Origin of the sequence: Paracoccus ravus, assembly GCF_004522175.1 — a bacterium.
Lineage (GTDB): Bacteria > Pseudomonadota > Alphaproteobacteria > Rhodobacterales > Rhodobacteraceae > Paracoccus > Paracoccus ravus.
Map to the genome: position 1 here is coordinate 145,719 of NZ_SDEB01000003.1, position 13,057 is coordinate 158,775.

A 13,057-nucleotide genomic window follows, 5' to 3' on the forward strand; every position below is an offset into this window, starting at 1 on the left:
ACGGACGGGATCGGATGCTGGGTTTCATTCATTTCGCAGATGGTCTGTCGGCATGGTTCGGCAAGACCTTCGGCTGGCTGATCATCCTGATGACATTCGGGATGAGCTATGAGGTGCTGGTGCGCTATTTCTTCAATGCGCCGACGCCATGGGCGCTGGATATCAGCTTCATCACCTATGGCACGCTCTTCATGATGGGGGGCGCATATACCCTGTCCCGCAATGGCCATGTACGGGGCGATTTCGTTTATCGCACCTGGTCGCCCCGCGTTCAGGCCACGGTCGACCTGATCCTGTATTTCCTGTTCTTCTTTCCGGGAATCCTCGCGCTGGTCTTTGCCGGCTGGAAATATGCCGCGCGCTCCTGGCGCTACGGAGAGGTTTCGGTCAACAGTCCGGCCGGCATCCCGATCTATCAGTTCAAGACCGTCATTGTTGTCGCGGGGCTCTTGCTGCTGATCCAGGGCATCGCGCAGGTGTGCCGCTGCATCCTGTGCATCCGCATGGGCCGCTGGCTCGAAGCCGAGGCCGATGTCGAGGAGACGGACCAGGTTCTCATCAAGGAAGCCGCGCAGCACGCGCAGCACAAATGAGCCGCGACATGCGCCCGGCACGGAGAGATCAAATTGACTGACCCGCAGATCGCCCTTTTGATGCTGGCCATTTTCATCGGCTGTGTGTTCCTGGGCTTTCCGATTGCCTTCACCCTCATGGCTCTGGGCATCGGCTTTGGCTATTACGCCTATTTCGACCCAGGCCGCATGTGGCGCAGCTTCAATCGGCTCGACGAGACCGCCAGTTGGTGGGACAGCCTGAGTTTGTGGATCGAGGGCTTCTACAACAACCGGATCTTCGATCTTTTCGTGAACCAGACCTATACGGTGATCTCGAACGAGGTTCTGACCGCGATCCCGCTTTTCCTGTTCATGGGCTATGTCGTCGAGCGCGCGAATATCGTGGACAAGCTGTTCTCGACCCTGGCCTTGGCCACACGAAATATTCCCGGCTCGATGGGCGTCGCGGCGCTGCTGACTTGCGCATTATTCGCCACAGCGACCGGCATCGTCGGTGCGGTCGTGACGCTGATGGGCCTGCTCGCCCTGCCGCAGATGATCAAGAGCCGCTACGACAACTCCTTTGCCAGCGGCATCATCTGCGCCGGCGGCACGCTGGGGATCCTGATCCCGCCCTCGATCATGCTCATCGTCTATGCGGCATCGTCGGGTGTGTCGATCGTGAGGCTGTACGCGGCGGCGCTGCTGCCCGGCTTCACCTTGGTCGCGCTTTACCTGACCTATATTCTCGTGCGGGTCATGGTGAATCCCAGCCTCGCGCCAAAGCCGAGCAAGGAGGAACTTCCCGAGGTTCCCTTTGGCCAGATGGTCTGGATGCTGCTGACAAGCTTTCTGCCGCTGGCGGTGCTGATCCTTGCCGTGCTGGGCTCGATCCTCTTCGGGCTGGCGACGCCGACCGAGGCCGCCTCGATCGGGGCGCTTGGCGGCATGGTTCTGGCGGTGGCCTATCGGGCCATGACCTTTCAGCGGTTGCGCGAATCCGTCTATCTGACGGTCAGGACCACCGCGATGGTCTGCTGGCTCTTCGTCGGCTCCTACACCTTCTCGGCTGTTTTCAGCTATCTTGGTGGTGAGGCGGTGATTGCCGAATTCGTGCAAGGGTTGGATCTGACGCCGGTGCAGTTCCTGCTGATCGCCCAGTTGATCATCTTTCTGCTCGGCTGGCCGCTGGAATGGTCCGAGATCATCATCATCTTTGTCCCGATCTTCCTGCCCTTGCTTCCGCTTTTCGGAATAGATCCGCTGTTCTTCGGGGTTCTGGTCGCGCTGAACCTGCAAACGAGCTTCCTGACCCCACCCATGGCGATGAGCGCCTATTACCTCAAGGGGATCGCGCCGCCGCAGATCTCTCTGACCCAGATCTTCAAAGGCGTACTGCCCTATTGCGGCATGGTGTTGATCGCGATGGTGCTGATGTATCAGTTTCCCTCGATCGTATTTGCCCTGCCGGACGCCATCTATGGTTCACGATGACCCCTGACCCGGAGCGACTCCGATGAAGTTCTTTCTGGCCTTTCTGTCCTTTGCGACGCTCATCGGCTTTCTTGCGGTCCTTCTGGCGGGCGTCCCGCGGCTGGACCTCTTTTGTCTCGTGGGGATCACGCTCTTGCTGGCGCTATGGGACACGATCCTGACCCTGCGGGAGCACCGGGACTAAAACGCCGGGCACGGGCTTTCTGATCCAATCGACAGCCCGGCCGTGATATACTGGCAAGGCCCCGCACAGGGAGAAAGGCCATGTCCAAGGCTGCCCGCCCAAGCTGTATCCTCGCGGCCTCTCTACTCGCGGCATTCATCGCCGCGCCGCTTGCGGCGCAGACGGGCCGTTCCGAGCCGCTTCCGCCGCCCGCGCCCGCAGGCCATACGGAGCGCCAGGAGGCCGAGGCCGCCATTGCCGCGGGGACCAATGCCGCGCTGATCCGGTTTCTGGCCCGTCATCCCACGGATCCCTCTGCACCGCGTATTCGTGCGGCTTTGTCGGCCAGGACAGGTCCGGATCCGGCGGACGCAAACCCCGAAGACCCGGATGCCGCAGCGATCGCGGCCTTCGACGCCGCCCGGTTGCGCGGGACCGCCACGGGCTGGGCCGAGTTTCTTCGGCGATTTCCGGGCCACCCCCTGACTGTCGAGGCGCGTCATTGGCAGTAGGCCGCCCCGCGCCCCCCCTAGAGAAATCCGATCCATCGTCCGGCAAGCAGCGCCGCGCACCATATCAGCGCCGAGACCAGGGCCAGAACCCGCGTCGAAGGCGCGGGATGGCCGGTCCGCATCGTTTGCCGCCATCCCGCCGAGCGATGCTGAAGCGTCACATTGATCAAACCCAGAACGATGATCGCGGCCTTCCAACGAAAGGCGGCGTTGGACAGATATTCCTGCGGTTTGATTGACCAGAGCGCAAAGCCGCTGGCGACCGCAATTCCCAAACCCAGCGCAGCGGCGCGGACGAGAAACGGCCCGAGGACGCGGATATCGGTCCGGCCAAGCCCGATCAGTCGCAGATCCAAGGGCAGGATCGCCCCGAGAAGCAACCCGATCCCCAGAATATGCAGCGCGTTGACCAGCATGTAGAGATGGCCCGAGCCGCGCATCGCCCGCGCCTGAGGCATCTGGGCAAGCCAGTCCAACAGCGTGTCCAAGCGTCAATCCCTGCGGATGCGGTCGGGATAGATATCGAATTGCTTGCCTCCGATCAGGATCTGGACCGCCTTCATATGGGCCTTGTCCCTGTCCTGATTGCGATTGCCGATGACGATGATAGCGGCACCCACGGGCGCGGCTTCGGCGGTAAACCCGGACCGCGCGGTCTGGTTCGGATTGCCCAGATCGATATCCCAGACCGTGCCATCGGCCGCGCGCACCCGCAGCGAGGGATGGGGCGGGTTCATCGAGACGGAGTCGATCCTGCCTTCAAGGCGGGACTGGTCCTCTTCGGCCCATGACCAGCCGTGATGGGCGAGCGCCGGGCGGATCAGAACCGGCAAGGTCGCGGCGACGCAAAGCAGTTCCCGGCGGCGAAAAGGCATGTCAAATCCCCTGGCCATGTGCCCCAGCTTAGCGCCGTTTGACCTGTCGCGGGCTGACAATGACGTTATCACGATGCGCGCATGCCTTTGGGAATGGCACTGGAAATGCCGTGCGAAACCTGCTCAGCATGGGATGGATGCGTTGATGCGATGGGATGTCGAGGTGATGCTTAAACTTGCAGCCATGCTGTTTCTGGCTTCCGCATCTATGTCGATCGCGCAGGACCATCCGGTCTATGTCGGCTCGCAGACCTGCGCGTCCTGTCATGCCGATGAGGCGCAATCCTGGAAAAATTCGGATCACGGGCTGGCCTGGACAGAGCCTGTGCCGGAAAACGTCCTTGCCGATTTCGACGGGACCAGTTTTTCAGGCAGCGGCACATCGGTCCAGTTTTCGCGCCGTGGCGAGAAATTCCATGCCAGCGTCACCGAGATGGATGGCAAGACCACGGAATATGACGTCCATTCGGTGGTGGGCGTGAAACCTTTGCAGCAGTATCTTTTCGAAACCGAGCCGGGGCGGCTGCAAAGCTTTGACGTGGTCTGGGACGTCGACCGCAAGGAATGGTTTCACCTTTACCCCGACGACATGCTGGCCCCCACGGATGGTCTGCATTGGAGCGGTCCCTACAAGAACTGGAACGCGCGCTGCGCTGAATGCCATGCGACCGGCTATCGCAAGCGCTATGATCCCGCGACCCGAACCTATGCCTCGATGCAGGCCGAGATCGGCGTCGGCTGCGAGGCATGTCACGGCCCCGGCTCGGCCCATCTGCACTGGGCCGAGGACAAGAAGCCGATCGAGCGGCCCGGTCTGGATGCCTATGGATTTACCATGTCCGTCAAGGCGGGCACCGAGGGCTGGATCCAGCAATGCGCAAATTGCCATTCCCGCCGCGAGGCGTTTGGCGACGGCAATCCTCTGCCCGGAACGCCGTATCACGACAGCTACCGCCTCGCCCTTCTGACGCCCCAGAATTATCACGCCGATGGGCAGATCAAGGAAGAAGTCTATGTCTACGGCTCTTTCCTGCAATCCAAGATGTATGCCAAGGGCGTCGGATGCACGAATTGCCATGACCCGCACGAGGCCAAGCTGAAAGCAGAAGGCAACGCCATCTGCACGCAATGCCATTCCGAGGCCGGAAATCCCGATTTCCCCAGCTTGCCGCTCAAGGTGTTCGACGGGCCGGAGCATCACTTTCACATGGAAGGCTCGGCGGGCGCAGAATGCCGCAACTGCCACATGACCGAGCAGACCTATATGGGCAATGACGAGCGGGCGGATCATAGCTTTCGCATCCCGCGTCCCGACCTTGCCAAGGCAACCGGCGCGCCGGATGCCTGCACCAGCTGTCACAAGGACAGGACCGCTGACTGGGCGGCCGAGACCATCGCCGCCTGGTATCCCGATTCCACGCATCGCGGCACGCATTTCGGAACAAGCTTTGCCAAGGCGGCGACTGATCCCGCCGCGGCATTGCCCGAGTTGCTGCGGATCGCGCGCGATACGGCTCAGCCCGATCTGGTCCGCGCCACCGCGCTTTACCTGATGGAGCCCGCGGCGGACGAGCAGGCGGTGACCGATACCGCGCCGCTTCTTGCGGATGACAGTGCCATGATCCGGACGGCGACGGCCCGGCTTTACCGCGCTGCGTCCCCGCTTCAGAAAGTTCAGGACCTGTTAGGCCTTCTGGACGATCCGGCGCGTCTGGTTCGGATTTCCACGGCGCAGGAACTGCTCGCAGTTCCGATGGCGCATATGCCGAAGGCCATCGCGCAATCCATGCAGCGCGTTACGCGCGAATGGCGCGATTCCCTCGCCAACCGGACAGATTTCCCCGAAACCCATCTGGTGCTCGCGGGGACGGCTTTGACGATGCGGAATTTTTCGGCTGCCGAGGGCGCCTTCCGCGAGGCGGTGCGCTTGGATCCCCAACTCGTGGACGCCTGGGTCATGATCGTTCGCATCAAGGACGCGACCGAGGGCCCCGAAGCCGCCCGAACCGCTCTGGACGAAGCGCTAGAGGCCAATCCCGGCGAGGTGGCCTTGCTCGATCTGGCACTTCGGCTGGGCGGCTAGGCGCGCTCGGGGATTACCACGCGCCGTGCGGCCACGACCGGCCAGCGCATCCGCCACACAGAAGATCCGGGCAGGGCGGCGGATTGCCTGCGGGTTGGGCAGATGCGGTTTTCGGGCGATTTTTCTGTCCCGAATCCTGTCTTTTCCGACGCTTGGTTCCAGTATCAGCCCATGACACGATATGGGGAAATGATGCGCGATTCACTTTACCTCAACCGCCGCCGTCTGCTTGCAACCGGTGCGGCGGGGCTCTTGGCCAGCGCCATTCCGCTGCGTGCCCAAGGCGCACCGATCAAGGTCGCGGGGATCTATACCGTGCCGGTCGAGCAGCAATGGGTCAGCCGGATCCACAAGGCGGCGGAAGCCGCCAAGGCAGCGGGCGAGATCGAATATGTCTTCTCTGAAAACGTCTCGAACACGGATTATCCGCGTGTCATGCGCGAATATGTCGAAGGGGGGGCCAAGCTGGTCCTGGGCGAGGTTTTCGGTGTCGAGCAGGAGGCGCGCGAGGTCGCGGTGGATTATCCCGAAACCGCCTTCCTGATGGGCTCAAGCTTCATGCCCGACGGCGCGCTGCCGAATTTTTCCGTTTTCGACAATTACATTCAGGACGCCAGCTACCTGACCGGGATCGTCGCTGGTTCCATGACCAAGACCGGCAATATCGGCATGGTCGGCGGATTTCCGATCCCCGAGGTCAACCGGCTGATGCATGCATTCATGGCAGGGGTCCGCGAGAGCCGACCCGATGCGACATTCCAGGTCAGCTTCATCGGCTCGTGGTTCGATCCGCCCAAGGCCAAGGAAACGGCACTCGCGATGATCGAGGGCGGCGCGGATGTGATGTATGCCGAACGATTCGGTGTTTCGGACGCGGCCAAGGAAAAAGGCGTTCTCGCGATCGGCAATGTCATCGACACGCAGCCGGATTATCCTGACACGGTGGTCGCCTCGGCCCTGTGGCATTTCGAGCCGACGCTCGCGGCCGCGCTTGCAAAGATCAAGTCCGGCAGCTTTGCCGCCGAGAATTACGGGCTTTATTCCTATATGAGCAAAGGCGGCGCGTCCTTGGCGCCCTTTGGGACTTTTGACGGCAAGATCCCGCAGGCCGCGCTCGCGCTGATTGCCGCCAAGGAAGCTGCAATCAAGGATGGCAGCTTCGAGGTCGAGGTCGTGGACAGCGAGCCCAAGCCCGCCTGAGCCGCGTCATGTCCCGTGCTTCCACCGTTGCCTTGCGGCTTTCCAACATCACCAAGCGCTTTGGCCCGGTCCTTGCCAATGACCGGGTCTCGCTGGAGGTCGCGCAGGGCGAAGTCTTGGCGCTTCTGGGTGAAAACGGCGCGGGCAAGACCACGCTGATGAATATCGTCTTCGGTCATTACACTGCGGATGAAGGCCGCATTGAGGTGTTCGGTGCGCCCCTGCCTTTTGGCCAGCCCCGTTCTGCCTTGGCGCGGGGATTGGGCATGGTGCATCAGCATTTCACCCTGGCCGAGAATATGACGGTTCTGGACAACCTTCTGCTGGGCACGCGGCCGCTCTTCGCCCTGCGCTCGGGCAGGGCTGCCGGGCGCAAGCGGGTTCTGTCTCTGGCCGAGGAATACGGGCTGCGGATCGATCCCGATATGCCGGTTGCCGCGCTTTCGGTGGGCGAGCGGCAGCGGGTCGAGATCCTCAAGGCGCTTTACCGCGAGGCCCGGATCCTGATCCTGGACGAGCCCACGGCCGTTCTCACGCCGCAGGAGGCCGAAGGGCTTTTTGCCACGCTGCGTCGCGCCGTGAAGCGTGGATTGTCCATCATCTTCATCTCTCACAAACTGAACGAAGTCATGGCCATTGCCGATCGGGTTGTGGTGCTGCGCCAGGGCCGCGTCGCTGGCGCGCTTGCCATCAGCCAGACCAATCCCGCCGAACTAGCGGCGATGATGGTCGGAAATGACGTGCCGGTGCCCGTCGTGCAGAAAACCCGCGAAGGCGATGTCGCCCTGCGCCTGCGCGATGTCGAGACCTCGGGGCAGAGGCCCGATCTGCGCGGGCTCAGCCTGGAGCTGGTCGCGGGGCGGATCACGGGGCTTGCCGGGGTTTCTGGAAACGGGCAGGCGGCGCTCGCTGCCCTGATCGCGGGCTTGGCCGTGCCGTGCTCGGGCCGGATCGAGATCGCGGGCCGCGAGATCCGCGACTGGTCCCCCGCCGCCGCGATCGCGCAGGGTATCGCCCGCATCCCCGAGGATCGCCATCATGCCGGTACCATCGGCGATTTCACCCTGACCGAGAACGCGGTGCTCGAACGGATCCGCGAGCCGCGTTTCTCGCGAAGCGGCTGGATCGACTGGCATGCCGCACGCGCCCATGCCCGAACGCTGATCGCAGGCTATGACATCCGCTGCCCCGGCCCTGATGCGCGGATCCGCCTTTTGTCGGGCGGCAATATGCAAAAGCTGATCCTTGGCCGGGTGCTCGAGGAAGCGCCGGCGGTGATCCTTGCCAACCAGCCAGTCCGGGGCCTCGATATCGGCGCGCTGCGCTTCGTGCAGGAAAAACTGCTGGCAGCCCGGAGGCGTGGCGCCGCAATCCTGCTGATCTCGGAGGATCTCGAAGAGATCATGGCACTTTCTGATGTGATCCATGTGATCTCGAAGGGTCGTTTGTCGCCCGGTTTTGCGCGCGGGACCATGCGCAGTACGGATCTGGGCTTGTGGATGGCGGGCAGGGGCTTCGACGATGCGGCTTGAACCGATCGCCGCGCCGGGCTTCGCACGTCGGGTCCTTCCGCCGCTGGTCGCGCTTGGCGCGACGACGCTTGCAGGCGCGGCATTGGCCCGGTTCGCGGGGGCGGATGCTTTCGCGGCGCTTGGCCTGATCGCCAAGGGCGCGCTTGGCACCAAATTTGCCCTGATGGAAACGCTGAACCGCGCGACGCCGCTTATCTTCGCGGGCCTGTCTGTCGCGGTGGCCTTTCGTGCCCGGCTCTGGAATATCGGGGCCGAGGCCCAGCTTTACGCGGGCGCACTGGTGACGGTCCTGTTGGGGACAGGCATATTGCCCTTGCCGTCCCCGCTCCTGATCCCCGTTCTGGCACTGGCCGCGATCTTGGCGGGGGCCGTTTTGCTGATTGTCCCGGCAATGCTGAAACTGCGCCTCGGCGTTGATGAGGTGGTGACGACCTTGCTGGTGAATTTCATCATGCTTCTCATCGTCTCGATGCTGCTCGAGGGGCCGCTTAAGGACCCGATGGGCATGGGCTGGCCGAAATCCGCGCCGCTTGTGCATGAGGCGCGGCTGCCACGCATCCTGCCGGGCCTCAGGCTGCATTGGGGATTTGGACTTGCAGTGATCGCGGCATTTGCGGTCTGGATCATCGACCGCCGGACGGTGGCCGGTTTCGAGATGCGGGCCGTCGGCGCGGGCGAGGCAGCCGCGCGTTTCGCGGGGATCCGCGTGCCGCGCGTGGTGCTGCGCACCGCGGCGCTTTCGGGCGGCCTGGCGGCGCTGGCGGGATTCTCCGAGGTCGCGGGCCTCAAGGGAAACCTGACCTTGGACCTCTCGCCTGGCTATGGCTATACCGGCATCGTCGTCGCCATGCTGGCGGCACTGAACCCTTTTGGTGTGGTGCTGGCCGCGCTGTTCGTGGCCGCGGTCTTTGTCGGAGCGGACAGCATGAGCCGCGCGGCGGGCGTGCCGACCTATATCGCCGACATGCTTCTGGCCTTTGCGTTGCTGGCGATGGTTCTGGCCCTGACCATGACCCGCTACAGGCTGCGCCGGGCATGAGCGAGATCGTCGAGATCCTGGCCTCGGCCAGCCTGTGGATCGCGATGGTGCGGATCGCCTCGCCGCTGATTTTCGCCACTTTGGGCGAGTTGATCTGCGAAAGGGCCGGCGTGCTGAACCTCGGGATCGAGGGGATCATGGTGGCCGGCGCATTTTCTGGCTGGCTCGCGGCCTATGCCGGCATGGGGCTCTGGCCTGCGGTCGCGGTGGCTTGCCTGACCGGGATGGGCTTTGGTCTGCTTCATGCCGGTTTGACGGTGCTTTTCGGTCTGTCGCAGCATGTCGTCGGCATCGGGATCACGCTGCTTGCCACCTCATCGAGCTATTTTGCCTATCGCGTCGCGCTGCCTGAAGTGGCCTCGCCGCCCAAGATCGAGGCATTCCAGAACTGGCCCGTGCCGGTTCTGTCGCAGATCACGCTGATCGGACCGGCCTTTTTCGACCAGACACCGATGACCTATCTGGCATTTGGACTTGCCGGGCTGGTGAGCTGGCTTCTGGCCCGCACGCCTCTGGGACTGGCCCTGAGGGCGGTGGGCGAAAACCCCGCCGCGGTCGACGCGCAGGGCCTGTCGGTCGCCTGGCTGCGGAGCGGGGCGGTCATAGCCGGCTCTGGGCTGATGGCGATGGGCGGGGCCTTTCTGACGCTATCCGCGTTCAATTCCTTTTTCTTCGGGATGGTCAACGGACGCGGCTGGATCTGCATCGCTCTGGTCGTCTTTGGCGCGTGGCGCCCGGGCAAGGCCCTTGCCGGGGCATTGCTTTTCGCCGGTTTCGATGCGCTGCAGATCCGACTGCAACAGACGACGCTCGGGGCGGATCTGCCCTACCAGATCTTTCTGATGCTGCCCTATCTGCTGTCGATCCTCGCGCTGGTTCTGTCCTCGCGCCGCGCGTCCGTGCCTGCCGCCTTGATGCGGCCCTTCCGCAAGGGCGAAAGATGAAAGGGAAAAGATGTCCGCGTTCGACCTGATCGTAAAGGGCGGCACTCTGCCCGATGGAACCCGCGCCGATATCGGCATCTCCGGCGATCGTATCGCCGCCGTCGAGATCCTGCCCGAAGGCATGGAGGCAAGGGAAATCATCGATGCCACGGGCGATCTGGTCAGCCCGCCCTTTGTCGATCCGCATTTTCACATGGATGCGACGCTGAGCTACGGGCTGCCGCGGATCAATGCCTCGGGCACGCTGCTCGAGGGGATCGCGCTTTGGGGTGAATTGAAACAGATCGTCACCGTCGATGAGATGGTGGCGCGTGGCCTTGCCTATTGCGACTGGGCGGCCTCGATGGGCCTGCTGGCGATCCGCAGCCATGTCGATACCTGCGACGACCGGCTTCTCGGCGTGCAGGCGATGCTGGAACTGCGCGACAGGGTCGGCGGCTATATCGACCTGCAATTGGTGGCCTTTCCGCAGGACGGACTTTATCGCGACCCGACGGCGCGGGCGAATACGATCCGGGCGCTGGACATGGGCGTCGACGTGGTCGGCGGCATCCCGCATTTCGAGCGCACCATGCAGGACGGCGCGGATTCGCTTGCCGATCTGTGCCGGATCGCGGCGGATCGCGGGCTGATGGTCGATATCCATTGCGACGAGACCGATGATCCGCTGTCGCGCCATATCGAGACGCTGGCCTATGAGGCGCAGCGTTTCGGGCTGCAGGGCCGGGTCGCGGGCAGCCACCTGACCTCGATGCATTCGATGGACAATTACTACGTCTCGAAACTGCTGCCGCTGATCGCCGAGGCCGGGGTCTCGGCCATCCCCAATCCGCTGATCAACATCATGCTGCAAGGGCGGCATGACAGTTTCCCGAAGCGGCGTGGCCTGACGCGTGTGCGCGAGATGCAGGCGCATGGCATCCGTGTCGGCTGGGGGCAGGATTGCGTCTTGGACCCGTGGTATTCGCTGGGAACCGGCGACATGCTCGACGTGGCCTTCATGGGGCTGCATGTCGCGCAGATGTCCTCGCCGGCAGAGATGGCGCGTTGCTTCGAGATGGTGACCGCGACCAATGCCGCGATCATGGGGCTGGACGATCTGGGAATCGCGGTCGGCAGGCGCGCCTCGCTGGTGGTGCTCGATGCCGGCAGCGCGATCGAGGCCTTGCGCCTGCGCCCGGCGCGACTGGCGGTGATTTCGAAAGGCAAGGTGATTGCGCGCAGCCCGCGGGGGGACGCGACGCTTAACCTGCCCGGTCGCCCGGACCAGTTCCGACGGCGCGCGCCGAAGGCGTGACGCAGTCCGGGATTTCATGCGATGATCGAGGGACGGACGCGATGGGAGGCAGGCTTTGCGGGAACTCGCAATCGTCACGCTGGTGCTTCTGGGTCTTTGCGGGCTGGCCTATCTTGCCCCGCGGCTGATCTTGCGCCACAGGCGTGCGCGCTGGCATCATGTCGATGCCGTGGTCGCACGCGCGGGCTACGAGGTTCTGGGCAAGAATGCGGTGCCCATGCTGGATGTGACCTTGCCCGCAGACGAAGGCTCATCGCGGCATCTGGGGACCGAGGGATTGGACCCCGAGGCGCTGCATCCGGGCGATCACGTCAATCTTCTGGTCGATCCGCGCCATCCCGAACGCTGTGTGCTGGACCCCTCGCGCGGGGCGCATTAGGTCTCGCGGCCCAATCTGCGGGCGTCTTTAGGCCGGATGCCGAACATCTCGCGGAAGGCGATCGAGAAGCGCCCGCCATGCATGAAGCCGTGGTCGAGAGCGGTTTCGCCGATCGAGCGGTCGCATTTATCGTGGCGCAGCGCGCGATAGACATCGTTCATCCGCCGCGCCGCCAACAAATCGTCGAGGCGTTGGCCCGATATGGCGAGGCTGGCGCGGCGCAGATCGGCCCGCGGGCGGTCGAGTCGCGCGGCGAGGCCGGTCACCGTCATGTCCTCGGGCATCATCATGGCGCAGGCCTGATTGATCTCGTCGAAAATCGCCCGCTCTTTTTGCGTGGCAGGGCCGGGCCGGGCGCTTTCGGGCTGCAGAAGCGCGAGGTGATCGCGAATCAGGTCGGGCAGCAGGCGAATCAGTTCGGCACGCCCATAGCCATTGCGGACGATGTCGAGAACGGTGCAAAGCCAGCCGGTGAAGCTTGCGCCGACCAGCGAATGACCCGTGCAAAGCTCGCGGATTTCGGCATCCACAGGCAAGGTCAGGATCACCAGATCCATCATCCTTCCGGCATAGAAAAGGTTGTCGCGGCCCGAGGGTGGCATGACGGCGCGGCCCGGCACCACTTCGCCGAAGGACCCCGTGCCCTGGCTGGCCGCCGAGGTCGGGAAGGCCAGGCACATCACATTGTCGGGAAAACGGAATTCATTTTCCATCGCAAGATTGGCACGCTCGCGCGAGAGGCAGGTTCCGCCTATCCTCAGGCTCTCGATATGGCCCTGATAGGCCCCCTTGCCGATCTGGCGATAGCGCTGCTCGAAGCCGTCGAGTCCCTGCTCCTGCGCGGTGAAATCATCATAGCGCCGGGACATGTAGCTCCAGCTGTCATCCGCACCCGTCAGCGTGACATCCGTGGCTTTGCGCAATTGCTGCGGCATGGCTGGACCTCCTTGGCGGCGGGCACTCTCCTCATCCCGACCGCGATGCC

The 13,057-nt window shown here is 63.6% G+C and carries 14 protein-coding genes; 11 read left to right on the forward strand and 3 right to left on the reverse strand.

The genetic code is table 11. From position 1 onward, the window contains the following. Positions 1-14: 14 nt before the first annotated feature. The 4 genes from ESZ60_RS04055 to ESZ60_RS04065 all read left to right on the forward strand — a co-directional run bounded on the left by ESZ60_RS04055 (position 15) and on the right by ESZ60_RS04065 (position 2,723). Entirely contained in the window at positions 15-593 is a 579-nt protein-coding gene (locus ESZ60_RS04055; RefSeq protein ID WP_134679135.1) for a TRAP transporter small permease subunit, read from the forward strand. A gap of 33 nt (positions 594-626) precedes the next feature. Continuing rightward, on the forward strand, positions 627-2,048 hold the full coding sequence (locus ESZ60_RS04060; RefSeq protein ID WP_134679136.1) for a TRAP transporter large permease: 1,422 nt from the start codon (positions 627-629) through the stop codon (positions 2,046-2,048). 22 nt (positions 2,049-2,070) lie between these two features. Beyond that, positions 2,071-2,232 carry a hypothetical protein gene (locus ESZ60_RS20685; protein ID WP_167620055.1) on the forward strand — a complete coding sequence of 54 codons (162 nt, stop codon included), beginning with the start codon at positions 2,071-2,073 and terminating at the stop codon, positions 2,230-2,232. A gap of 80 nt (positions 2,233-2,312) precedes the next feature. After that, positions 2,313-2,723: a hypothetical protein gene (locus ESZ60_RS04065; protein ID WP_134679137.1), complete on the forward strand. Its 411-nt coding sequence runs from the start codon at positions 2,313-2,315 to the stop codon at positions 2,721-2,723. Positions 2,724-2,740: 17 nt separating this feature from the next. On the opposite strand, the gene ESZ60_RS04070 is transcribed toward ESZ60_RS04065, so the two are convergent. Next, entirely contained in the window at positions 2,741-3,211 is a 471-nt protein-coding gene (locus tag ESZ60_RS04070; protein ID WP_134679138.1) for a DUF2214 domain-containing protein, read from the reverse strand. Positions 3,212-3,214: 3 nt separating this feature from the next. Next, positions 3,215-3,598 carry a DUF6152 family protein gene (locus ESZ60_RS04075; protein WP_134679139.1) on the reverse strand — a complete coding sequence of 128 codons (384 nt, stop codon included), beginning with the start codon at positions 3,596-3,598 and terminating at the stop codon, positions 3,215-3,217. Positions 3,599-3,764: 166 nt separating this feature from the next. Here ESZ60_RS04075 and ESZ60_RS04080 point away from each other — a divergent pair, with 166 nt between their 5' ends. The 7 genes from ESZ60_RS04080 (at position 3,765) to ESZ60_RS04110 (ending at position 12,072) form a co-directional block, all read left to right on the forward strand. Beyond that, positions 3,765-5,681, forward strand: a complete 1,917-nt coding sequence (locus ESZ60_RS04080; protein ID WP_245155568.1) for a multiheme c-type cytochrome — start codon at positions 3,765-3,767, stop codon at positions 5,679-5,681. A 189-nt stretch (positions 5,682-5,870) separates the two neighbouring features. Beyond that, positions 5,871-6,881 (forward strand): BMP family protein, encoded by a 1,011-nt coding sequence (locus ESZ60_RS04085; RefSeq protein WP_245155569.1) that lies wholly within the window; start codon positions 5,871-5,873, stop codon positions 6,879-6,881. A gap of 8 nt (positions 6,882-6,889) precedes the next feature. Then, a complete protein-coding gene (locus ESZ60_RS04090; protein ID WP_134679142.1) occupies positions 6,890-8,413 on the forward strand; it encodes an ABC transporter ATP-binding protein in 1,524 nt (507 codons plus the stop codon). Next, positions 8,403-9,452 (forward strand): ABC transporter permease, encoded by a 1,050-nt coding sequence (locus ESZ60_RS04095; protein ID WP_134679143.1) that lies wholly within the window; start codon positions 8,403-8,405, stop codon positions 9,450-9,452. The genes ESZ60_RS04090 and ESZ60_RS04095 overlap by 11 nt, the downstream gene beginning before the upstream one ends. Continuing rightward, complete coding sequence (locus ESZ60_RS04100) at positions 9,449-10,396, forward strand: ABC transporter permease (RefSeq protein WP_134679144.1); 948 nt, start codon at positions 9,449-9,451, stop codon at positions 10,394-10,396. The genes ESZ60_RS04095 and ESZ60_RS04100 overlap by 4 nt, the downstream gene beginning before the upstream one ends. Before the next feature lie 10 nt (positions 10,397-10,406). Beyond that, complete coding sequence (locus ESZ60_RS04105) at positions 10,407-11,693, forward strand: amidohydrolase family protein (protein WP_134679145.1); 1,287 nt, start codon at positions 10,407-10,409, stop codon at positions 11,691-11,693. 55 nt (positions 11,694-11,748) lie between these two features. Further along, positions 11,749-12,072, forward strand: coding sequence for a hypothetical protein (locus tag ESZ60_RS04110; protein WP_134679146.1), 324 nt, complete (start codon positions 11,749-11,751; stop codon positions 12,070-12,072). Here the strand turns inward: ESZ60_RS04110 and ESZ60_RS04115 are convergent. After that, on the reverse strand, positions 12,069-13,007 hold the full coding sequence (locus ESZ60_RS04115; RefSeq protein WP_134679147.1) for a helix-turn-helix transcriptional regulator: 939 nt from the start codon (positions 13,005-13,007) through the stop codon (positions 12,069-12,071). The genes ESZ60_RS04110 and ESZ60_RS04115 overlap by 4 nt on opposite strands. Between the last annotated feature and the right edge of the window lie 50 nt (positions 13,008-13,057).

Excerpts from the sequence above, each read along its gene's own strand:
- ESZ60_RS04055 (WP_134679135.1), top strand. The coding sequence starts at position 15 with ATGCTGGGTTTCATTCATTTCGCAGATGGTCTGTCGGCATGGTTCGGC.
- ESZ60_RS04085 (WP_245155569.1), top strand. The coding sequence starts at position 5,871 with ATGATGCGCGATTCACTTTACCTCAACCGCCGCCGTCTGCTTGCAACC.
- ESZ60_RS04095 (WP_134679143.1), top strand. The coding sequence starts at position 8,403 with ATGCGGCTTGAACCGATCGCCGCGCCGGGCTTCGCACGTCGGGTCCTT.
- ESZ60_RS04090 (WP_134679142.1), top strand. The coding sequence starts at position 6,890 with ATGTCCCGTGCTTCCACCGTTGCCTTGCGGCTTTCCAACATCACCAAG.
- ESZ60_RS04075 (WP_134679139.1), bottom strand. The coding sequence starts at position 3,598 with ATGCCTTTTCGCCGCCGGGAACTGCTTTGCGTCGCCGCGACCTTGCCG.
- ESZ60_RS04065 (WP_134679137.1), top strand. The coding sequence starts at position 2,313 with ATGTCCAAGGCTGCCCGCCCAAGCTGTATCCTCGCGGCCTCTCTACTC.
- ESZ60_RS04115 (WP_134679147.1), bottom strand. The coding sequence starts at position 13,007 with ATGCCGCAGCAATTGCGCAAAGCCACGGATGTCACGCTGACGGGTGCG.
- ESZ60_RS04105 (WP_134679145.1), top strand. The coding sequence starts at position 10,407 with ATGTCCGCGTTCGACCTGATCGTAAAGGGCGGCACTCTGCCCGATGGA.
- ESZ60_RS04100 (WP_134679144.1), top strand. The coding sequence starts at position 9,449 with ATGAGCGAGATCGTCGAGATCCTGGCCTCGGCCAGCCTGTGGATCGCG.
- ESZ60_RS20685 (WP_167620055.1), top strand. The coding sequence starts at position 2,071 with ATGAAGTTCTTTCTGGCCTTTCTGTCCTTTGCGACGCTCATCGGCTTT.
- ESZ60_RS04080 (WP_245155568.1), top strand. The coding sequence starts at position 3,765 with ATGCTTAAACTTGCAGCCATGCTGTTTCTGGCTTCCGCATCTATGTCG.